Source organism: Amycolatopsis sp. NPDC049691, from assembly GCF_040675005.1.
Taxonomy (GTDB): domain Bacteria; phylum Actinomycetota; class Actinomycetes; order Mycobacteriales; family Pseudonocardiaceae; genus Amycolatopsis.
This window is the reverse complement of sequence record NZ_JBFANX010000019.1, coordinates 105935-126260: the sequence shown is the minus strand read 5'-3', so window position 1 is coordinate 126260 and position 20326 is coordinate 105935. Positions and strand designations below refer to the sequence as shown.

Here is a 20326-nt window from a genome sequence, read left to right as displayed (position 1 = left end):
TCTCTGACGCATGAACGAGTACGGGAACCCCAAACCCGATCTCAACTGGCTGCTCGACGACGTGGTGAACCGCGTGGTCGGCGCGCAGAACGCCATCGTGCTGTCCGCCGACGGGCTGCTGATCGGCAAGTCGGCAGGCATGGGCAAGGACGACTCCGACCAGCTGTCGGCCATCGCCTCCAGCCTGCAGAGCCTCGCCAAGGGGGTGAGCAAGCAGTTCAACCGCGGCCCGGTGCTGCAGAACATGATCGAGATGGAACGCGGCTACCTGTTCGTCTCCGCCGCCGGCCAGGGCGCCTGCCTCGCCGTGCTGGCGGCGGACGACGTCGACGTCGAGATGATCGCCTACGAAATGAGCCGCCTGGTCAAACGGGTCGGCGACTACATGGTGTCGGCGCCGCGCGAGGCGGCGCAGATCCTGCGGGAGGCCACGTGAGCGGGGACGAAAGCTGGTATGACGAGGCCGCCGGGCCGCTCGTCCGGCCCTACACGATCACCAGCGGCCGCACGCCCGCGGACAACGCGCGGCTGGACCTCTCCACGCAGGTGATGACCCTGCGCTCGGAACAGGAGCCGGCCGGGCTCGGCCCGGAGCACCAGGCGATCGTGCAGCTGTGCCGGCACCCGGTGTCCGTGGCCGAGATCGCGGTCTACGTGAAGATCCCGCTGGGGGTCGTGCGCGTGCTCGTCGGCGACCTCATCGAACGCGGCCTCGTCATCACGCGCTCCCCTGCCCACCACCCGGCGCAGTCGCCGGACCTCGAAACACTCCAGGCGGTTCTCGATGGCCTCATCAAGTACTGACGAACTGGTCCCCACGCCGGTCAAGATCATCATCGCCGGCGGCTTCGGCGCCGGGAAGACCACCATGGTCGGTTCGGTCAGCGAGATCCCGCCGCTGACCACCGAGGAGGTGCTCACCGAGGCGAGCGCCGGGGTGGACGACCTGTCCGGCGTGGAGCGCAAGACCACGACGACGGTCGCGCTCGACTTCGGCCGGATCACGATCTCGCCGCGGCACGTGCTGTACCTGTTCGGCACGCCGGGCCAGGCGCGCTTCTGGTTCATGTGGGACGACCTCGCGCGCGGCGCGATCGGGACGATCGTGCTCGTCGACACCCGGCGCCTGGAGACCAGCTTCGCCGCGATCGACTTCTTCGAGCGCCGGAAGATCCCGTTCGTCGTCGCGGTGAACTGCTTCGACAACGCGCCGCGCTACACCGCGGACGAGATCCGGGAGGCCCTCGTCGTCCCGGACCGGGTGCCGATCGTCATGTGTGACGCGCGTGACAGGGACTCGAGCAAGCTCGCGCTGATCCGGTTGGTCAAGCACGCCATGACGATCGTGCCCGCGCCGGTCTGAGACCTGCGGTTTGTCCGGTCTCTGTCCGCCTCGGACCGTGCCGGTGTCCGATGTGTCCGAGCGTGTCCACCTCGGACACCGGCAAACCCACATGGCCCAATTGGTTGGACCACCCGGGTGCAGCTTTTTAGTTGAGCAAGCATCCAACTGATAACATCCGGTCGTGACGAGTCGCGAGCCGGAGTTTCCTGAATATATAAGGGAAAACTATCCGGCACAGGGCCGTCTCTTCGGTGACTTTCTGTGCGGGCTTTGGTCCACGGCGTGTGAGGCGCTCGAGGTCCCGGTGGAGCAGTCCGTCCGGACCACGCGGATGCTGCGCGCGCTCCTCCCGCCGTGGGCGCACGAACGGATCGGCGCGGTGCCCGCCCAGCCGTCCTATGTGGCGGACGACGGGTTCCCCGCCGAGATGTCGGTGAACTGGTCCGGGCCGCACCCCGAACTGCGGGTGCTGTTCGACGGGCTGGGCCACGACGTCGCACCACCACCGGAGAGCGGTTTCCGCAGGCTGCAGCGGGTGCACGAGACGTTCACCGTGCGCGGGGGCCGCCCGTCGCCCGCTCCCCTGTGGCACTCGATCGCCTGGCGCCCCCCGTCGCGGATCGTCCACAAGACCTACTTCGGGCTCTACCCGTGGCCGCACGCGCACCGCGAGATCGCGGTCGCCGAAGCGATGGACCGGCTCGGCATGGCCCACGCCTGGGACGATGCCCGCCGCCGGATCGAAACCGTCGAAGGTGACCGGGAAATCGAGTTCTTCGCGGTGGACCTGACCGACGAGGCCGAAGCGCGCGTGAAGGTCTACTACCGTCACCACGGCGCCGGCCTGGCCGAAGTGAACAGCGTCGCCGCGGTCGCGCAGCGCCACGACGCCGAAGACGCGCGCGCCGCGTACCGGATCCTGGCCGGTGACCGGGAAGACGCTGGTGAAGCGGCGTTGAGCTGCCTGGCGTTCCGGTCCGGACTGGACCGCGCGGCCGAGTCCACGACGTACCTGCGCCTGCCGGATCTCGCTGCCAGTGACGAAGAAGCGGTCGACCGGACGGCCGCGCTGCTGCACCGCGAAGGCGTCGACCCCGGCCGGTTCCGGCTCCTCACCGCCGCGCTGGCGCCGGGACCGCCGGCGCGGACGCGGATCCTCGAGCTGGTGAGCTACCGCACAGCGGGCCGCCGCGGCGACGTCACCACGTACTTCCGGTTCCCCGTGTACGACCGGACGCTCGCGCCTGTTGATCTTGCTTAGCGTGCCAGGAAAGATGATCTCCCGAAGCACCACGGTAAGGAGCCGATCGTGACCCAGCAGGACGTCGAGCGCGTGGCCCGGCACAACGAGCAGCGCCAGCGGGAGTACGAAGGGTCGGCGCTAATCCGGCTGCTGACCGACGCGAGCACGACCGACGAGACCAAGAAGGCCGTGCTCACCTACCTGCAGCCGTGGTCGAACGCCTTCCAGCGGATGATCAGCGCCCGCGTCACGTTCGAGAGCGACCCGGAGCTGCGCGCCCTGGCGCTGGAGCACCAGGAAGAGGAGATCGGGCACGACAAGATCCTCGCCCGCAGCCGCGCGGACGACCGGCAGCCGGTCTGGGACCCGGTGATCGAAGCGGGCGCGTCGTGGTTCGTCGACCAGTTCGGGATCCTGCCCGGCGTGCAGCGCGCGGTGCTGGCGCATCTGGCCCTCGAAGCGGGCAGCTTGGTGTTCAGCCAGGCGGGCACGCGGGCGTTCCCCGATGACGAATACTTCGACCTGCACGACGAAGCCGACGTCGAACACCTGGAGATGGGCTACGAGCTGCTGCGCCGGCGCAGCGACTGGACGGTCGACGACGTCGTCACGGTGCTCGACCGGGCGTGGCAGGTGATCGGCGTCGTCTCGGACCGGATCGCCGAGTGCGCCCGCCGCGATACGGTGGCGGCGTGACGAGCACCGACCCGGCCGCGGCCGCCCGCGAGATCGCCGCGGAAGCCGCCCGCGCGTACCAGGAAGCGTTGGGAGAGCGCCTGATCGGCGCGTACCTGCTGGGCAGCCTGTCCTACGGCGGCTACTCCCCGGCGGCGAGCGACATCGACCTGGCGCTGGTGCTGACCGACGCCGACGGCGCGTCGATCGCGGACACGACGGCGGCCCTGCAGGAGCGGAGTCCGGTGCACCGCAAGCTTTCGGTGTTCTGGGCCTCGCTGCCGGCGTTGCGCGAAGGCCGCGACGACGGGCGCTTCCCGGCACTGGACCGCCTCCAGCTGGCCGACCACGGCGTGGTCCTGCTGGGTTCGGACGTCCTGGCGGAGATCGCCCGCCCGGCGGCGTCGGAACTGTTGCTGGAGAGCGCTTCCTTCGCCATCACGGTCCTGGCGACGCCCGAGGTGACCGCGGAGTTCCGCGCGCCGCGCCGGCTGCTCGTGGACACGGTGTGGTTCACGAAGGCGGTGCTGTTCCCGGTCCGCTTCCTGTACTCGGGAACGTTGGAGACGGGCCGCGCGGCGAACAACGACGAGGCGATCGAGTGGTACCTGTCCCAGCCGGACGCCTCGGCGAAGTCGTTGGTGCGGTTGGCTTTGCGGGTCCGGGAGGGGCATCCGCTGGACGCGGACGAGCTGCGGCCGGAGCTGGCGGCGGGGCTGGTTCCGTTGTACCGGTACTACATCGAGGACCAGCTGCGGCGGTTGAAGGACATCGGGGCACCGGAGGAGCTGGTGGCGTCGTTCGCCGATTGGGACAGCCGGCTCGTTTAGAGCCGCGAGACCTGCGCCGCCCAAGCAGCGATCTGGCTGCGTGAATCGAACCCCAGCTTCCGCAGGATCCGGTTCACGTGGCCCTCCGCCGTCCGGCGGGAGATCACCAGCTTGTCCGCGATCTCCTGGTTGGACCGCCCGTCCGCGATCAGCACCGCCACCTCGCGCTCGCGGTCGGTCAACGGTGTCACCCGCGACGGGCCCGGCGCCGGTGCCGGGCTCGTGTCCCCCAGTGCGTACGCGATCGCTTCCTCCAAGCCGAACTCGCGGCCCCGGCGGAACGCCGCCGTGAACGGGCCCTCCCCCAGTGCCTGGCGGGCCGTCCTCTCGCACTCCCCGTGCGGGGCGCCGAAGTACCTCGACCCGAACATCGGGAAGCCGACCGCCTGCCAGATCGGCTGGGCCGAGCCCAGCATCGTCGCCGCCGGCTCCCAGTGGCCGCGGGCCGCCTCGTTCCACGCCAGCACCTCGATCGCCAGCACGATCCCCAGCAGGTCGTGGAACTTCCGCTTGACGCGCAGGCAATGCCGGCCGCGCTCGGCCGCGCGGGTGAAGTCGCCGCGGCCCAGTGCCACCAGTGCCTGGACGAAGGTCGCGTACGCCTGGGCCCACTGCTCGCCGTGGGCGTCGCCCGTCGCGCACGCCTCTTCGCACAGTTCGCCCGCGCGGTCGAGGTCGCCCAGGAAGACCGACGCCACCGCGAGCTCGATGCCCGCCAGCATCACGTTGCTGTTCAGCTCGCCGAGCTGCCGGTACCGCGCCTGCGCCTCCTCGAAGAGCGCCTTCGCGTCGCCGACGTCGTCGCCCACCAGCAGGTTGCAGCCGAGCCTATGCGTCGCGTACGCCAGCGCCACGTCGTCGCCGGCTTGGCTCGCGTACGCGCGGCACTCCTCCAGCATCGCGATCGCGCCCGCGTTGTCGCCCTGCAGGGTCGCCACGTACCCGTTGACCCACAACGCTTTCGCCCGCGACGCACCCGGTTCGGGCGAAAGCGCCAGCGCGCGGTCGAGCCAGTGGCGGCCCTCGCCGAACACCCCGCAGCCCGCCCAGTAGTACCAAAGCGTCGAGGCGAAGCGGAGGCCGGTTTCGAGCTCGCCCGGGACCGTCAGGCTGTAGTCCAGCGCCGCACGCAGGTTCGCGTGCTCCGCCCGCGTGCGGCGGAAAACCTCGGCCTGCTCCGGGCCGAACCACGCCCGTTCGCCGCACACCACCAGTTCGAGGTAGTGGTCCCGCATCGCCCGCAACGCCTCGGGCGCTTCCCCGGACTCGGCCAGCTTGGCCCGGCCGAACTGCCGCAACGGCTCCAGCAGCCGGAACCGGCCGGCTTCGCGGATCAGCACGGACTTCTCGACCAGCCCGGCGAGCCCGGCCCGGACGTCTTCGCCCGCGCAGACGCGTTCGGCCGCCGGCAGGTCGAAGCCGCCGGCGAACACCGACGTCCGGGCCCACAGCCGTCGCTCGGCCGCGCTGCACAGCGCGAAGCTCCAGTCGACGGCCGCCAGCAGCGTCTGGTGCCGGGGCTCGCCGCCGCGCTTCACCGTGCCCGGCAGCCGGAAGCAGTCGTCCAAGCCGGACTCCAGCTCCGCCAGCGTCAGCACCCGCAGCCGGACGGCCGCCAGCTCGATCGCCAGCGGGATGCCGGCCAGCAGCCGGCACACCTGCGCGACGCGCTCCTGGTTCTCCGCGGTGACGGCGAACCCGGGGTCGACGGCGGCCGCGCGTTCGGCGAAGAGCGTCAGCGCCGGGTAGCGCAGCCAGGCCCCGCCGGGCAGCGGGCGGCCGGGCTCGGGCAGCGGCAGCGGGGACACCGGCCAGAGGTGCTCGCCGGCCAGCGCGAGCCGTTCCCGGCTGGTCGCGAGCAGCCGCAGGCCCGGCGCGGCCCGCAGCAGGTCGTGCGCCAGCGTCGCGCACGCGTCGAGGACGTGCTCGCAGTTGTCCAGGATGACCAGCAGCCGCCGGTCGCGCAGGTGCTCGGCGAGCACGGCCGCGGGCTTCCGGCCGGTTTCGTCGTGGACGCCCAGCGCCTCGAGCACGGTGTGCGCGACGAGCGCCGGGTCCTGCAGCCCGGCGAGCTCGACGAGCCAGACGCCGTCGGGGAACGCGCGCGAGAGCCCGGCGGCCGTCTGGACGGCCAGCCGCGTCTTGCCGACGCCGCCGACCCCGGTCAACGTGACCAGCCGCGCCCGCGTCAGCAGCTGCTTGACCTCGGAAACGTCCGATTTGCGCCCTACGAAGCTCGTGGTGTCGGCGGGCAGGTTGCCCTTCCCCCACGTCGTGCCGGCCTTGCCCACCCGAGCACCGTAAGGACGTCCGCGCGGGCCGGTCAACGCAAGCCCCTCGGAGGAAGCAACCTCGCGGAGGTCAGGCGTCCGGGATGCGGTAGAGCGTCGGCGTGTCGCCGCCGTGCATCGCGGCGAGGCTCGTGCGGCAGGCCTGGCGGACTTCGCGGTTGGCCGCCGAGCCGGCCTGGCCGCAGCGCGGGCAGAACAGGTGCACGGCGCCGGGTGGGGTCTCGTCGACGGCGACGTCGACCGGGCACTCGCAGCGGCGGCACCACCGGTGCCCGGTGACGACGAGGACGTGCAGCGGGTCGCCGACGCACTGGTGCGCCCAGCACCGGTGGACGTAGCAGGTGCTGCGGGTGTGCGGGTTGAGGCCGTGCTCCTCCGCGGTGTCCTCGGCGGCCAGGATGGCGGCCAGCCGCCGGTCGTCGAGGTCGGCGTAGCGGTCGCGCGGACCCGAGGGGGCCGGTCGCGGCTCCGGGGCGCTCGCGGGGGGAACGACCCGGAGGAGGGGACGCGACCGGCCGTGCACCATGGGTTTTCCGACCTCCTGCGGTCATCGGGGGCCGGTCAAGCTTGCGCCGGGGCCCGCGGCACCGCACCCGTACAAGTACCTGAACCCATACCTGTCCCGGCGGTCACGTGCCGCGCCCGCGGCGCTACCCTCCGCCGCCGCGGCGGTCGCCGGAGCCCGGAGCGGCGAGTAAGGTTTACGGCCACGAAACGGTGCTGCCAGGAGACGTCGCCATGACCGAAGCCGAGTTCACCGTCCGCCGGGCCCGGCCCGACCGCCCCGGGCCGCCCGACGTCGAGCAGCTGGAGGCGCAGACGAGGGCGTTGCGCGCGGTCGACTACACGGCGGGCGGCGGGATGTGCCGCGACGCCGTGCTCGTCCGGATCCACCGCGGGCACGAGCTCCTGGGCGCGGCCACGGACGCGGTGCGGACCCGGCTGTTCTCCGCGGTCGCCGACCTGCACAACCTGGCCGCGTGGACGAGCTTCGACAGCGGCCACAGCGGCGCCGCGCACCACCACCTCGACCTGGCGCTCGCGCTGGCCGAGCACGGCGGCAACGACGAGCTCGCGGCCAACATCCGCTACCGCCGCGGGCGCATCCACCTGCACCACGGCGCGGCGGACGAGGCCTTGGCGCAGTTCCAGCACGGCAGGCTGGCGGCGCGGCGCTGCGGCTCCGGGCTGGCGGCGAGCATCCTGAGCGCCAACCAGGCGTGGGCGTACGCCGGCAAGGGCGACGAACAGCTCGCGCTCGCCCTGCTCGGGCGGGCCGCCGACGAATTCGAGGCGGCGGGGCCCGCGGACCCGCCGGACTGGGCGCGGTTCTTCACCGAGACCGACGTCGCGGCGATGACCGGGACGGTACGGACCGAGCTGGCCCAGCGCGGCCGGCCCCGCCACGCCCGCACGGCGATCGCCGCGCTGACCGAGGCGGTCGCCCGGTACGGCCCGGAAATGGCCCGCAGCCGGGCGTTCTGCCTGGCGATGCTGGCCCACGCCCACCTGATCGACGGCGACCTCGAGCGCGGCGCCCGGATCGGCACCGAGGCCGTCGATGCCGCCGAGATGCTCAAGTCCGTGCGGACCAAGGACCGCCTGCGGCCGCTCAAGCTCGAAGCCGAGAAACACCTCGGCCACCCGGCGGTCCGCACCCTCGCCGAACACATCACCGCCTACATCCTCAGCCCCACCCACGTCTGACCGCGCTCACCGCAGGGTCAGCGAAGTCTCCGACTCCACCCGGGTGAGCTTCTCCGGATTGCGCACGTAGTACAGCCCGCTGATGCGGCCGCCGTCGAGGCGGACCGCCATCACGCCGTCGAGCTCGCCGTTCAGGTTCAGCACCAGGGCCGGGTTGCCGTTGACCACCGTCAACCCGCTGGTGAGCACCGCGTCCGTGCGGCCGATACCGCCGGACATGAAGCGGACCACCTTGTCCGCGCCGGCGACCGGCCGCAGCGCCGCCTGCTTGACGCCGCCGCCGTCGCTGAGCAGAACCACGTCCGGGGCCAGCACGTCGAGCAGGCTCTGGAAGTCGCGGGTGGCCAGCGCCCGCTGGAACGACTCCAGCACCGCGCGGGTTTCGCGGGCGGAGACCGTCTCGCGCGGGCGGCGGGCGTCGACGTGCTTGCGGGCGCGGTGCGCGATCTGGCGGACCGCGGCCGGGGTCTTGCCGACCGCGGCGGCGATCTCGTCGTAGCCGAACTCGAACACCTCCCGCAGCACGAACACCGCGCGCTCGGTCGGCGCCAGCGTCTCGAGGACCAGCATGAGCGCCATCGACACGCTCTCGGCGAGTTCGACGTCCTCGGCGACGTCCGGTGCGGTGAGCAGCGGCTCGGGCAGCCAGGGGCCGACGTAGGACTCCTTGCGGCGCTTCATCGTGCGCAGCCGGTTGAGCGCCAGCCGCGTCGTGATGCGGACCAGGTAGGCGCGCTCGTCGCGGACCTCGCCGAGGTCGACGTCGGCCCACCGCAGCCAGGTTTCCTGCAGGACGTCCTCCGCGTCCGCCGCCGAGCCGAGCATCTCGTAGGCGACGGTGAAGAGCAGGTTGCGGTGGGCGACGAAGGTTTCGGTGGCGGTCACGCGCGTCCCCAGGCGACGAAGACCGCGACGGCGAGGTAGGCCAGGTTCAGCGCGGCGAACTTCGCCTCGCCGTGCCGCAGGTGGGTGGTCATGGCCCCGATCATGAGCAGGACCCAGCAGGCGGCCGTCACCGGGACCAGGATCGGGGCGACCCCGAGGGCCGCGGGCAGGATCAGGCCGGCGGCGGCCAGCAGCTCGAGAACACCGAGCGTCTTGACGAAGCCGGCGCTGCGTTCGCCCGTCCACGCGCCGCCCGGGTGGGCGGCGAGCTTGACCTGGGGCACGAACGCCTTGGTGACGCCCCCGGTGAGGGCGACGACGGCGAGCAGTGCGGCGGCGATCCAGAGTGCGGTGTTCATGAGGTCTCCTTCCACGGTCGGCCTCAAGACACCGGGTGCCCGGTCGCTGTGACAGAGCATGACGCGGGTCACACGACCGGTTCGAGCAGCCGCCGCGGGGTGTTCATGGCGACCGACACCGGATCGGGGTTCGCGGGCGGCCGGTACCCCGGGCCGGGCTCGACGCGGATCTCCGGCACCGGCACGACCACACCGCATTCCGCGCACCGGCCGTCGGCGTCGAGGCGGCCGCCGTCCGCGTCGTGGCGGGTAGTGCGCTTCTCGCCGTCCGGGGAGTAGAACGCGTCGCCCCAGCCCATCAGCGCGCGCACGACCGGCCAGAGCGCGACGCCCTTGTCGGTCAGCCGGTATTCGCCGTTCTCGCGGGTGAGGACGCCTTCCCGCACCAGGGCCTTCAGCCGGGAAGTCAGGACGGCGCGCGGGATCCCGAGCTGGGTGGCGAAGTCCCCGAACCGCCGGACGCCGAAGAAGGCGTCCCGGACGATCAGCAGCGTCCACCGCTCCCCGACGATCTCCAGGGAGCGCGCGAGGGAGCAGTTGCGGTCCGCGTAGGTGCTGGGGAGGGCCATGGGGCAAGTCTACACGCGGCAGTTCGTTCATTGAACTTAACTGTGCTACGGTGCCGTAGTTCGGTGAATGAACTGACAACCCCGCAAGGAGATCCGATGTCCCTGTTCCTCGTGACCGCCGCGGCCGGCAAGACCGGCAGTGCCACCGTCGGCCACCTGCTCGCCCGCGGCCACCGCGTCCGGGCCATGGTCCGCCGCGACGACGACCGCTCGCGCGCACTCGCCGCGGCCGGCGCCGAAATCGTGCCGGCCGATCTGCTCGGCCTCGACGCCGTCACCGCGGCGCTCGACGGCGTCACCGGCGCCTACTTCTGCTACCCGATCCGCGAAGGGCTGCTCGACGCGACCGTCACCTTCGCCCAGGCGGCAACGGAAACCGGCGTCCGCTCGATCGTGGACATGTCCCAGATCTCGGCGCGCCGCGAGGCCCGCAGCAACGCGGCCCGGCAGCACTGGCTCGCCGAACGCGTGCTGGACCGGACCGGCCTGCTCACCACCCACCTGCGGCCGACGTTCTTCGCCGAGTGGCTCACGTCGTGGTGGGAACTGCGCGACGGCGAAGGCCTGCTGCGCCTCCCGTTCGGCGACGGCAGGCACGCGCCGATCGCCGCGGCCGACCAGGGGCGCGTGATCGCCGCGGTCCTCGCCGATCCCGAGCCCCACGCCGGCGCCTCCTATGCGCTGCACGGCCCGGTCGAGCTGAACCACCACGAGATCGCCGGGATCATCGCCGCCACGCTCGGGATCCCGGTGCGCTACGAGCCGATCGGCGTCGAGGAGTTCTCGGCCTCGATGGCGGCGCGCGGGCTGCCGGCGCACCTGATCCAGCACCTCGGCAACGTCGCGATCGACTACCGGAACGGCGTTTTCGCGGGCACCAACGACGTCGTCGAGACGGTCGGTGGCGCCAAACCGCTTTCGGTCGAGCAGTTCGTGCTCACGAACAAGGAGTCCTTCGCCGGCAACGGCCCGTACTTCGTTCCCTGACCGAGAAAGTGAGTGCTTGAACGAGCAACTAAACCCGAGTACTACTGGACGGAGGATCACCAAAGATCCGTTCGCTCTCCAGGGGAGAATTCATGAACTTGGGTTTCAGCCTGCCGGTCTTCGGCAAGGCGGCGGCCGCACCGGGCGGGATCGCGCGATACGCCCGCGAAGCCGAACAGGCCGGGGCGGCCAGTCTCTGGGTCGGCGACCGGCTGCTGTCGCCGGTCGCGCCCGTCGTGCCCTACCCGGGCTACGACACCATGCCCGAGGAGTTCCACACCGCACAGGACCCGTTCACCGCGCTGGCCGTCGCCGCCGCCGTGACCGAGACCGCGATCCTCGGCTCCAGCACCATCAACGCCACCCAGTACCAGCCCGCGAACTTCGCCCGGCTGCTCACCAGCATCGACGTCGCTTCCGGCGGACGGCTGCTGCCCGGCCTCGGCATCGGCTGGTCGCCCGACGAGTACGCGGCCGTCGGCATCCCGATGGGCGAGCGCGGCAAGCGGCTGGACGACCTGCTCGACCTGCTCGAAACCTGGTGGACCAAGGACACCGTGTCGCACGACGGTGTCGGCTACGCCATCGCCGAGTCCCACGTCGACCTCAAGCCGGTGCGCAAGCCGCCGGTGCACCTGGCCGGCTTCGGCGAAAAGGCGCTGCGCCGGGTCGCCGAGCGGGCCGACGGCTGGCTGCCCGTCTGGTCGGTGCCCGAGCAGTTCCCCGCGGACGTGCTCACCTCGACCCTCGCCAAGATCCGGACGGACGCCGAGAAGGCCGGGCGGGACCCGCAGGCCCTCGGCGTCGCGCTGCGCGTGAACGCCGCGCCCGGCACGGAAGCGGCGCAGATCGCCGAGTCGGTGACGAAGATCGTCGGCATCCTCGAGCCGGACCACACCTTCGTCGACCTGACCTACCTGACGAGCAGCGTGGAGGAGCACCTCGACCTCACCGGCCGCCTGCTGGACCTGGTCGCCAAGGGCTGACGCGCGGGCGCGGAACCCGCCCGGCGGGTTCCGCGTCGCCGACGCGGCGCGGGCCGGGTCAATGCGATACTGCGGGGTGTGCGCACACAAGGGAAAGACGACAGCGTGATCCGCCTGGTGATCGTCGACGACGAGCCGATGGTGCTCGCGCACCTGCGTACGGTGCTGACCTCCGCCGAGGACATCGACATCGTCGGGCAGGCGCAGGACGGCGCCGAAGCCGTCGAGGCCGCCGGGCGGTTCCGGCCCGACGTCATGCTGATGGACCTGCGGATGCCCGGGGTGGACGGGCTGACCGCGATCGAGCGGATCGTCAAGCTTCCCGACCCGCCCGCCCTCGTCGCGCTCACGACGTTCGACACCGACAGCTACGTCCTCAAGGCGCTGCGGGCCGGCGCGTCGGGGTTCCTGCTCAAGTCGACGCCTCCGGAGGACCTGATCGGCCTGGTGCGCGTCGCGGCCGACGGGCACACGGTGCTGTCCAAGGAAGCCGCGCGCCGGATGGTTTCCGCGTCGGCCGGCGAGCACGAGCGCTCGCAGGAGGCCCGCGAGCGCACGGCGGATCTCACCGACCGCGAGCTGGACATGCTCGTCTGCCTCGGCGAGGGCATGTCGAACGCCGCCATCGCGGCCAAGCTGCACCTGTCCGAAGCGACGGTGAAGAGCTACGTCTCGCGGATGCTGACGAAGCTGGGCTGCGCCAACCGGACCCAGGCCGGCCTGCTGGCCCACGAAGCGGGTCTCGCGGGCTGACTCACGCGCTGCTGCGGGCCCCGAAACCCCACGCGCCGAACACTTCGGCGAGTTCCGCGCGCCCCGAAATACCCAGCTTCCGGTAGCAGTTCGTCAGGTGCTTCTCCACCGCCCGCCTGCTCACGTTGATCTCGGCCGCGATCTCGCCGTTGGTCAGCCCGTCCAAGGCGAACGCGACCACCCGGCCCTCCGCCTCGCTCAGCGCGGCCGACGGGCCGGCCGGCTCCTCCGCGCCGCGGCCGGTGAGCCACGGCGCGCCGCAGCCCTCGGCGAGCCGGTACGCCTCGCGGAGGCGGTCGCCCGCCGCCGCGGCGCCGGACAGCAGCGCCCCCTCCGCCAGCAGGGCGCGCGCCAGCTCCAGCCGGTCGCCCGAGGACCGGGAGATCTCGATCGACTCGGCGAGCACGCGATCCGCCTCGGCGCCCGAGAGCAGCGACGCCTTGATCCGCAGCGCGCGGCCGAGCGCCACCGGCGCGCCCCAGCGGCGTGCCCAGCGGACTTCGTCGTCGATCAGCTCACCGGCCGAGACGCGGTCGCCGAGCCGGCGCTGGAGCCAGGCGCTCCACGTCCGCCACGGGAACAGCGCCGGGTTCCGCCAGCCCGCGCGGTGCAGGGCCGCGCCGCAGTCGAGGAACCGCGCCAGCGCGCCGCGGGGGTCCTCGACCGCCGCCACCGCACCGCGCAGCATCAGCAGCGCGGCCCGGACGTGCAGGCCGGTCCGCCCCAGCGCGGCCTCGTCGTAGTGCTCGACCAACGTGGCCGCCAGCCGCTCGTCCCGGGCGATGATCGCGACCGAGACGAGCGCCATCACGAGCGACTCGGCCACTTCGGCGAGGTCGCCGCCGATCAGCTCGTACGCCTCCCAGGCCGTGGCCCGCGCGCGGGTCAGCTGCCCGCTCTGGGCCAGCTCGGCCGCGCGCGCCGCGATCAGCGACGCCGGCCGCCCCTCGGCCGTCTCCCCCACCGCGCTCTCCAGCCACGACGACGGCTGCCCGGCCGAGCCCGCGGCGAACGAACAGACGATCAGCAGCGGCGCGGTGTCCGCGAACTCCGTGGACGACGCGGGAGCGCAGCGCAGCAGCCGCTCGGTCAGCTCCGCCACGGTCCGCGCGGACACCCCGGCGCTCAGCGTGGCCGCGTGGAGCAGCACCGCCAGCAGCTCGCGCTCGGCGACGGTGCCGATCGGCGGCTCCGGGCCCAGCTCGCGCAGGCGGTCGGCCGCGCCGGCCAGCAGCACCGGATCTTCGCAGCGGGTCAGCCGGATCCGTGCCTCCAGGCGGAGCCCGGCCTGCGCACCGGCGTCCTCCGGCCGGACGCGCCCGACGAGGACGGCGGCTTCCGGCCGGAGGAACGCCGAAAGCGGCAGCAGGGTGACCGCCTCGGCCCGCTCCCGCGGGGTGGGCAGCAGGCCGACCGCCTGCATGAGGTGCCGGATCGCGGCGGGGACGTCGAAAGCGGCTTCGGTGAGCGCCAGGTCCACCAGCCGCCAGCCGCGCTCTGGGCCGTCGGGCGGCAGGTCGAGCAGCGCGCGGCGCAGGTAGCGCGCCGCCGTCTCGGGCTGCCCGCGGCGGGTCGCCGCGTCGGCCGCGGTGCGCAGCTCCTCGGGCATCCACGGCGAGGGCGACGGCGCGGGCACTTCGAGCAGCTGCGCCGCGACCGTCTCGGCCGCGAACCCGGCCTCGTGGAACACGGTCGCCGCGTGCAGCCGCAGCCGCAGGTCCTCCGGCGCTGTCGTCGACGCCTCGACCGCGGCCCGCACCACGGGCGCGGCGAACCGCGGCGGGGCCGCCGGACCGAGGATCCCCAGCCGGCGCAGGGCGCGCACGGCCTCCGCGACGGCCACCGAGTCGCCGCCGGTGAGGCGCTCGACCAGCCACGGCTCGGCGTGGTCGCCGAGCACCGCGATCGCCTTGGCGCACTCGCCGACCCCCGGAGGCAGCACGGCGAGCTGGGCGGTGAGCCGCTCCTTCAGCAGGGACGGCCCGGTGCGGTGGTCACCGCGGACGGCTTCGGTGAGGTACAACGGGTTTCCGGCGCTCGCCGCGTGGCAGGCGGCGACGAACCGGGCATCGCCGGCCCGCGCGTCGGAGGCCGCGCGCAACGCGGCCGCGACACCGGCCTCGGACAGGTTCGGCGGCCGGATCCGCGTCTTCGCCAGCTCCCACAGCTCGCGGATCGCCGGCCGGTCGGCTCCCGGGTCGCCTTCGCGGACCGCGACGACGAGCGCGCAGGGCACGTCGCGGATGCGCCGGGCGCACTGCCGCAGCCAGGTCAGCGACTGCCGGTCGGCGACGTGCAGGTCGTCGACCAGCACGACGAGCGGCCGGTCGGCGGCGATCGCGGCGAGCAGGCCGGCCAGGCCGTGCGCGGTGAGCACGTCGTGGTGGCCGTCCGGTTCCCAGCCGGGCCAGCCGGGGGCGCCGGGAAACAGCCACCGCGCCGCCGAAGCGGTGCCGGCGAACCAGCGTTCCGCGTCGTGCTCGCCGGCCTCGGCGACCACCGGCTCGAGCACCTGGCAGGCCACCCCGAAGTCGAAGTCCTGCTCGGTCCGGCTCGCCGACGCGGTGAGCACCCGCGGTGCGCCGGGCCGCGTCGGGGCGATCCGCAGGACTTCCTTGAGCAGCGCGGTCTTCCCCACGCCGAGCGGCCCGGTGACCACCGTGACCGAGCCTTCCCCCGCCCCGGCCGCGGTGATCGCACCGCACAGCAGGCGCAGCTCGGTCTCGCGTTCCGGCAGCGTCACGCCTACCCCTCCCCGCCGCCCGGGCGCCCCGCGGCGGCCAGCGCGTCGGCGAGCTGGTGCCTGCCCCCGATCCCCAGCTTGCGGTAGACGTTGGTCAGGTGCAGCTCGACCGTCCGCCGGGTCACTTCGAGCCGGTCGGCGATGTCGGCGTTGGAGGTGCCCGCGGCGGCCAGGTCCGCGACCCGGCGCTGGGCTTCGGAAAGCACGGGCTGCCGGTCGGCCTCCGGCCCGCCGGTCAGGTCCCGCAGCCGGGCGAGGACCCCCGGCCAGCGGTACCGCGCCGCCAGCGCACCGGCCCGCGCGAGGTGGGCGTCGGCCTCGTCGCCGGCGATCGCGCCCAGCTCCACCAGCGCCGTCGCGTGCCGCAGGTGGCTGCCGGTGCCGTCCAGCAGCCCGGCCGCCCGCGCCAGGTGCCCGGCGTGGCCGGGGTCTTCGGGGCCGAGGGTGCGCGCGGCGGCCAGGTGCGCCCCGCCGACGGCGGCCCGGGTGCTCCACGCGGTCGCGGCGGCGAGTTCTTCGCCGAGCAGCCGCCGGGCGGGCGCCCGCTCGCCGGCCGCCACCAGGCACCGCGCCACCGCGGAACGCCAGGGCAGCAGCTCGGGGTTTTCCCAGCCGCGCGCGGAAAGCCGGCGGCCGCACTCCCGCAGCGGGGCGAGCGCCTGCTCGGGCCGTCCCTCGTCGAGCAGGGTCGTTCCCTTGGCGTACAACAGGAACGCGCTGCCGAGGCCCGGTCCCGGCTCGACGTGGTCGCGGTCGAGCGTTCGCCGGGCGAGGTCGGGGCAGCCGGCGTCGAGGTGCACCCGCGCCTCGGTCGCGACGACCCGGGCGCGCAGCGCCGGGTGCCAGTACCGGGGCGGCACCAGTTCGTGCGCCTCGGCCAGGTCCGCCTCGGCGTCGTCGAGGACGCCGACCGCGAGGTGCCGTTCGGCCCGGTCGACGAGGGCGCGGGCGATCAGCGTGCGGGCGCCCTGGCGGCGGGCGCGCGCGAGTACTTCCTCGCCGTGGACGGCGGCCTCGCCGAAGTCCCCGGTGAGGGTCAGCGCGCGGACCGCCGCGGCGCGCACGGTCAGCGAGCCGGCGTCCGCGATCGGCTGCGCCAGCGCGGCGCGCGCGAGCCGGCGCACCCGGGCCGGGCGCACGCCGCGCCGGGCGAGCAGCACCGCGGCGACGGCGGCCTGCGCCGGATCGGCCGGCCGCTCGGGCAGCGGTGGCATGCCGTAGCCGCCGACCGCGGACCGGTCCTGGGGCTCGCCGTCGGCCAGCCAGTACAGGGCGGGCAAGGCGTCGCGCTCGGCCGCGGAGACGTCGGGGCGGCGGAACGCGGCGATGAGCGTGCGCGCGCTCAGGCCGCCGCGCGCGTTGAGCAGGTCCGCCGCCAGCAGCCGGTACCGGCCGAGGCCCGGACCGTCCACTTCGGACAGCACCTGGGCGAGGTGGCGGTCGCCGGCCTCGGTGTCCAGCAGCAGTTCCCCGGCGCCGAGGTCGATCAGCACGGCCGCGCGCTGCGCCGGTTCGAGCGGTTCCCGCAGCGCCCGCCGCAGCGACGCCGTCGCCTGCCCGTCGCGGCCGTCGGCCTGGCCGAGCCGGGCGGCCGCGCGCAGCACCTCCACCACCCACGGCTCGCCGATCACCCGGGTCCGCCGCAGGATCGCCGCGACGGCTGCGTTCGCGACGCCGCGTGCCCAGCCCAGCTCGGCCGCGCGGGCGAAGAACGCGTCGCGGTTCTCTTCGGTCATCCCGCGGAGCGCGCGCTGGCCGATGTCCGGCCCGGCGAGCTTGCCGTCCGCGGTGAGCAGGCCGAGGGCCCGCAGCCGGGCGAGGTCCGCGGCGAACCGGTCCGGCGGACAGCCGGCGAGCTCGGCCAGCAACGCCGGGCCGAACCCCTCCTGGCACACCGAAACCGCGCGCAGCACGGCGAGCAGCCCGGCGGGCAGGCCGTCGACCAGGCGCAGCAGCCGCTCGGTGGCGACGCGCGTGAACAGCCCGGCCGGTTCCGGCGCGCCGGCGGGATCCATGCTCAGCCGGGCGAGCGCCTCGGTCAGCACCGCCGGGTTCCCGCCGCTGCCGCGCACGGCGTGCTCGACGACCCGGTCGTCCGCGCCGGCCAGGCGCACGCGGACCAGCGCGGCCACCGCGGCGTCGCCGAGCGGGCGCAGCCGGACCCCGTGGGTGGCGTCCGTCGCGGGCTCCCAGGTGTCCAGCCCGCTGGTCTCGCTGACCACCAGCAGCACCGGCACCCCGGCCCGGTACCCGGAAAGCACGCGCAGCCACGCGCGGGTGGGGGCGTCGGCCCAGTGCAGGTCGTCGACGACGAGCACGAGCGGCCGCCCGCCGAGCCCGGCGTAGAGGTCCCGGCACAGCTCGTCCTCGTCCGGCGGGTCCGCGAGCGCCGGCAGCGCGACGCCGAGCGCGGCGAAGACCTCGTGCAGCACGGTGAACGGCTCGGTGCGGTCCGACGGGCAGCACGGCACGTGGGCCACCGGCAGCCCGGCCGCCCGGGCCGTCGCCGCCACGGACGCCAGCAGCGCGCTGCGGCCGGACCCCGGCGCGCCGGTGACCGTCACGACCGCCGAGCGTCCCTCGCGCAGGTCGCCGACCAGACCGGTCAGCAGCGCGGCCTCCTCGTCCCGCTCGGCCAGCCGCGTCGCGGAAACGCCGCGCTGGTACGGCACCCCGGTCACCTCCGGCGACGCGGCGGGCCCGGCCTCCTCGTCCTCACCCGGCGAGCCCATGCGTCCTCTTCGCGGCCTCCGGGACGGCCGGTCCCGCGCTCGCCCGCAGCGCCGTGGCCAGCTCGGCGCGGCTGTCCACGGCCAGCTTCCGGTAGACGTTGGTCAGGTGCAGCTCGACGGTCCGCGGCGAGACGAACAGGGCGCTCGCGACGTCGCGGTTGCTCGCGCCGCCGGCGACCAGGCCTGCCACCTCCCGTTCGCGCAGCGTCAGCACGTCGGCACGCGGTTGCCGCAGCCGGCCGCCGGACTCCTCGAGCAGGTCCCTGGCCGGCCCGCCGATCGAGTGCCACCCCGAGCCGGCGGCCAGCATCGCCGCCTGGCGCAGGTGCCGTCGCGCGGTCTTGCGGTCGCCGACGAGCGTCAACGCCTTGCCCAGCAGGTATTCCGACCGCGCGTACTCGACCCGGCAGGGCGAGGTCGCCAGCACCCGGCTCGCCTCGGCCAGCAGCTCCACCGCCCGCGCCCCGGACGCGCCGGCACCGCGGCCGAGCAGCACCAGGCCCCGGGCCGTCGCGGTCGGCCAGCGCGCGGCGAGCTCCTGCCCGCGTTCGGCGTAGCCGCCGGCTTCGCGGTGCCGCCCCGCGCCGGCCAGCAGCAGGGTGACGGTGAACCACCACGGCGCGAACACCGGGTTGCCGATGCCGGCCTCGTCCTGGCCCCGGCCGGATTCCAGCAGGAGGTCCAGCGCGCCGTCCACATCGGACCGCAGCGCGCGGCCGCGCGCCCGGCCGAGCAGCCAGAGGTGGCGGTCCGCCGGCGCGGCGGCCAGTTCCTCCGGGCGCGCCGCGAGCAGCAGCCGCTCGGCGGCGGCCGGCTCGCCGTCGTCGCGCAGGGCGGTGGCCAGCGTCGTGCGGACCATCAGGTCCGGGCGCTGCCCGGCGCTCGCCAGCGCCGCGACGCGGACGTCGGCGAGCGCGCCGTCGCGGTCGCCGCTTTCCCGCAGCACGCGGGAGCGGGCGGCGAGCGCCCGGCCGAGCGCGGGCCGGTCGCCGCGCACCGCGGCCTCGGCCACCGCGCGGTCGAGGGCCCGCAGGGTGTTCGGCGCGTCGTCGACCAGGCGCAGGGTCCGCGCGGCGGCGAGCAGGTCGTCGCTCGAGGCAGCCGCCGCGGGCAGCCGGACCACGGCGCGGGCGCAGGCCGCGGCGACCTCGGTGCCGCGGCCGGTCAGCGCGAGGGCGACCGCCCGGTCGGCGAGGTCCCGGGCGCCGGGGTGACGGGCCGCGGCCGCGCGGGGGGCGGTCGCGGCCCGGTCCCGCAGCAGGCCGCGCGCGGCCTCCCGGGTCGTGGCCGCGGCGGCGAGGGCCGCCACGGGCACCGCGGGCGAGGCGGTGCCGAAACGCCGGGCCAGCCGGTCGACGAGGCCGCCGACCGTCCGCCCGGTGGCCGGCGGCGGCCGGCGCGGTGGCCGCGAGCGCGTAGAGCACCGCGACGGCGCAGTGGTCGCGCGGGTCTCGGGCATGGCGGGCGGCCGTGCGCAGCTCCGTCATCGCCGCGTCCGGGTCGAGGCCGAGCCGGGCGGCGGCCAGCGCCAGCCGGACGTCGAGCCGCGCCGGCTCGGCGGCGGCCGCGCGGGAAAGGTGGGCGACGGCGGTCGCCGGGTCCTGCGCCGCGGCCGCGGCTTCCAGCGCGAGGTCGACCATCCAGCGCTCGTCGAGCCGCGGCAGCGCACCGAGGTGAGGGGCCACTTCGGCGGCGGGGCGCGCGTCGTCGTTGAGCATCCTGGCCGCATGCAAATGCATACGGGCGAGTTCGTCGGCGGGCGTTTCGGCGAGCAGGCGGGATCGGACCGACCGGTCGAGCACGCTTCCGGTGCAGAGATTCGCGCGCCGAATTGCGTCGATCGCGATCCGCACCGACCGCGCGGGCAGCCCGCACAATGCGGCCACCCTCGTCACGTCCGGTTCGTCGAGCACCGCGACGGCGGTGGCCACGGTGCGTGTCTGCGCGGGCAGGCAGGCCAGCGCGTCGACCGGGCTCGGCGCGGCGACTTCCCGGCGGTGGCACCGGTCCTGCGCCCCGATCTGCCCGAGCGCCCACGCCCCGGGGCCGGGCTCGTCGGGGCGGCGGCAGAGGACGACGAGAAACCGATCCCCCCGGCCGCAGCGCAGCAGGAAGTCCAGGAAACGCAGCGACGATTCGTCGCACCACTGGGCTTCTTCGACGACAATGACGGAATTCTTTTTCCGCAATGGCCCGGCCAGCAAAAGCGATCGTAAAGTGC

Annotated in this window: 19 protein-coding genes; 11 read left to right on the top strand and 8 right to left on the bottom strand. The window is 74.3% G+C overall.

What is annotated here, in order from left to right:
* Positions 1–10: 10 nt before the first annotated feature.
* The 6 genes from AB0J40_RS34825 (at position 11) to AB0J40_RS34800 (ending at position 4093) form a co-directional block, all read left to right on the top strand.
* The gene (locus AB0J40_RS34825) at positions 11–436 is read left to right on the top strand and encodes a roadblock/LC7 domain-containing protein (RefSeq protein WP_364461841.1); all 426 of its coding nucleotides are present in this window, start codon (positions 11–13) and stop codon (positions 434–436) included.
* Entirely contained in the window at positions 433–804 is a 372-nt protein-coding gene (locus tag AB0J40_RS34820) for a DUF742 domain-containing protein (RefSeq protein ID WP_086680729.1), read from the top strand. Before AB0J40_RS34825 ends, AB0J40_RS34820 begins: the two co-directional genes overlap by 4 nt.
* Positions 785–1363, top strand: a complete 579-nt coding sequence (locus tag AB0J40_RS34815) for an ATP/GTP-binding protein (RefSeq protein WP_208608335.1) — start codon at positions 785–787, stop codon at positions 1361–1363. Before AB0J40_RS34820 ends, AB0J40_RS34815 begins: the two co-directional genes overlap by 20 nt.
* Positions 1364–1649: 286 nt before the next feature.
* On the top strand, positions 1650–2606 hold the full coding sequence (locus AB0J40_RS34810) for a hypothetical protein (protein ID WP_364461838.1): 957 nt from the start codon (positions 1650–1652) through the stop codon (positions 2604–2606).
* A gap of 48 nt (positions 2607–2654) precedes the next feature.
* Positions 2655–3284 carry a hypothetical protein gene (locus AB0J40_RS34805; protein ID WP_364461836.1) on the top strand — a complete coding sequence of 210 codons (630 nt, stop codon included), beginning with the start codon at positions 2655–2657 and terminating at the stop codon, positions 3282–3284.
* Positions 3281–4093, top strand: a complete 813-nt coding sequence (locus AB0J40_RS34800) for a hypothetical protein (RefSeq protein ID WP_364461833.1) — start codon at positions 3281–3283, stop codon at positions 4091–4093. The genes AB0J40_RS34805 and AB0J40_RS34800 overlap by 4 nt, the downstream gene beginning before the upstream one ends.
* Here the strand turns inward: AB0J40_RS34800 and AB0J40_RS34795 are convergent.
* Positions 4090–6384 (bottom strand): LuxR C-terminal-related transcriptional regulator, encoded by a 2295-nt coding sequence (locus tag AB0J40_RS34795; RefSeq protein ID WP_364461830.1) that lies wholly within the window; start codon positions 6382–6384, stop codon positions 4090–4092. The two genes, AB0J40_RS34800 and AB0J40_RS34795, sit on opposite strands and share 4 nt — an antisense overlap.
* A 70-nt stretch (positions 6385–6454) precedes the next feature.
* Entirely contained in the window at positions 6455–6910 is a 456-nt protein-coding gene (locus AB0J40_RS34790; protein ID WP_364461827.1) for a hypothetical protein, read from the bottom strand.
* A 212-nt stretch (positions 6911–7122) separates the two neighbouring features.
* Here AB0J40_RS34790 and AB0J40_RS34785 point away from each other — a divergent pair, with 212 nt between their 5' ends.
* Complete coding sequence (locus AB0J40_RS34785; protein WP_364461824.1) at positions 7123–8091, top strand: transcriptional regulator; 969 nt, start codon at positions 7123–7125, stop codon at positions 8089–8091.
* 6 nt (positions 8092–8097) lie between these two features.
* On the opposite strand, the gene AB0J40_RS34780 is transcribed toward AB0J40_RS34785, so the two are convergent.
* The 3 genes from AB0J40_RS34780 to AB0J40_RS34770 all read right to left on the bottom strand — a co-directional run bounded on the left by AB0J40_RS34780 (position 8098) and on the right by AB0J40_RS34770 (position 9904).
* Positions 8098–8976 carry an RNA polymerase sigma-70 factor gene (locus tag AB0J40_RS34780; protein WP_364461821.1) on the bottom strand — a complete coding sequence of 293 codons (879 nt, stop codon included), beginning with the start codon at positions 8974–8976 and terminating at the stop codon, positions 8098–8100.
* Entirely contained in the window at positions 8973–9335 is a 363-nt protein-coding gene (locus AB0J40_RS34775; RefSeq protein ID WP_364461818.1) for a DoxX family protein, read from the bottom strand. Before AB0J40_RS34775 ends, AB0J40_RS34780 begins: the two co-directional genes overlap by 4 nt.
* Before the next feature lie 68 nt (positions 9336–9403).
* Positions 9404–9904, bottom strand: coding sequence for a helix-turn-helix domain-containing protein (locus AB0J40_RS34770; protein WP_364461815.1), 501 nt, complete (start codon positions 9902–9904; stop codon positions 9404–9406).
* Between the two features lie 96 nt (positions 9905–10000).
* Between AB0J40_RS34770 and AB0J40_RS34765 the strand changes: the two genes are divergently transcribed.
* The 3 genes from AB0J40_RS34765 to AB0J40_RS34755 all read left to right on the top strand — a co-directional run bounded on the left by AB0J40_RS34765 (position 10001) and on the right by AB0J40_RS34755 (position 12630).
* Positions 10001–10891: an NAD(P)H-binding protein gene (locus AB0J40_RS34765; RefSeq protein ID WP_364461812.1), complete on the top strand. Its 891-nt coding sequence runs from the start codon at positions 10001–10003 to the stop codon at positions 10889–10891.
* A 92-nt stretch (positions 10892–10983) separates the two neighbouring features.
* Positions 10984–11877 (top strand): TIGR03619 family F420-dependent LLM class oxidoreductase, encoded by an 894-nt coding sequence (locus AB0J40_RS34760; protein WP_364461809.1) that lies wholly within the window; start codon positions 10984–10986, stop codon positions 11875–11877.
* Between the two features lie 105 nt (positions 11878–11982).
* Positions 11983–12630, top strand: a complete 648-nt coding sequence (locus AB0J40_RS34755) for a response regulator transcription factor (protein WP_364462079.1) — start codon at positions 11983–11985, stop codon at positions 12628–12630.
* A gap of 1 nt (position 12631) precedes the next feature.
* On the opposite strand, the gene AB0J40_RS34750 is transcribed toward AB0J40_RS34755, so the two are convergent.
* From AB0J40_RS34750 to AB0J40_RS34740, 3 genes are read right to left on the bottom strand one after another with little or no spacing between them, the layout of a single operon-like run.
* Entirely contained in the window at positions 12632–15373 is a 2742-nt protein-coding gene (locus tag AB0J40_RS34750; protein ID WP_364461807.1) for an AAA family ATPase, read from the bottom strand.
* A gap of 2 nt (positions 15374–15375) precedes the next feature.
* Positions 15376–18105 carry an AAA family ATPase gene (locus AB0J40_RS34745; RefSeq protein WP_364461804.1) on the bottom strand — a complete coding sequence of 910 codons (2730 nt, stop codon included), beginning with the start codon at positions 18103–18105 and terminating at the stop codon, positions 15376–15378.
* Entirely contained in the window at positions 18089–19420 is a 1332-nt protein-coding gene (locus AB0J40_RS34740; RefSeq protein ID WP_364461801.1) for a helix-turn-helix transcriptional regulator, read from the bottom strand. The genes AB0J40_RS34745 and AB0J40_RS34740 overlap by 17 nt, the downstream gene beginning before the upstream one ends.
* A gap of 64 nt (positions 19421–19484) precedes the next feature.
* On the opposite strand from AB0J40_RS34740, the gene AB0J40_RS34735 reads away from it, so the two are divergent.
* Positions 19485–20321 (top strand): hypothetical protein, encoded by an 837-nt coding sequence (locus AB0J40_RS34735; protein WP_364461799.1) that lies wholly within the window; start codon positions 19485–19487, stop codon positions 20319–20321.
* Positions 20322–20326: the final 5 nt, after the last annotated feature.

What these genes read in the sequence shown, in the direction of transcription:
- AB0J40_RS34825 (WP_364461841.1), top strand. Translation starts at nt 11, where the DNA reads ATGAACGAGTACGGGAACCCCAAACCCGATCTCAACTGGCTGCTCGAC.
- AB0J40_RS34815 (WP_208608335.1), top strand. Translation starts at nt 785, where the DNA reads ATGGCCTCATCAAGTACTGACGAACTGGTCCCCACGCCGGTCAAGATC.
- AB0J40_RS34790 (WP_364461827.1), bottom strand. Translation starts at nt 6,910, where the DNA reads ATGGTGCACGGCCGGTCGCGTCCCCTCCTCCGGGTCGTTCCCCCCGCG.
- AB0J40_RS34785 (WP_364461824.1), top strand. Translation starts at nt 7,123, where the DNA reads ATGACCGAAGCCGAGTTCACCGTCCGCCGGGCCCGGCCCGACCGCCCC.
- AB0J40_RS34775 (WP_364461818.1), bottom strand. Translation starts at nt 9,335, where the DNA reads ATGAACACCGCACTCTGGATCGCCGCCGCACTGCTCGCCGTCGTCGCC.
- AB0J40_RS34770 (WP_364461815.1), bottom strand. Translation starts at nt 9,904, where the DNA reads ATGGCCCTCCCCAGCACCTACGCGGACCGCAACTGCTCCCTCGCGCGC.
- AB0J40_RS34765 (WP_364461812.1), top strand. Translation starts at nt 10,001, where the DNA reads ATGTCCCTGTTCCTCGTGACCGCCGCGGCCGGCAAGACCGGCAGTGCC.
- AB0J40_RS34760 (WP_364461809.1), top strand. Translation starts at nt 10,984, where the DNA reads ATGAACTTGGGTTTCAGCCTGCCGGTCTTCGGCAAGGCGGCGGCCGCA.
- AB0J40_RS34745 (WP_364461804.1), bottom strand. Translation starts at nt 18,105, where the DNA reads ATGGGCTCGCCGGGTGAGGACGAGGAGGCCGGGCCCGCCGCGTCGCCG.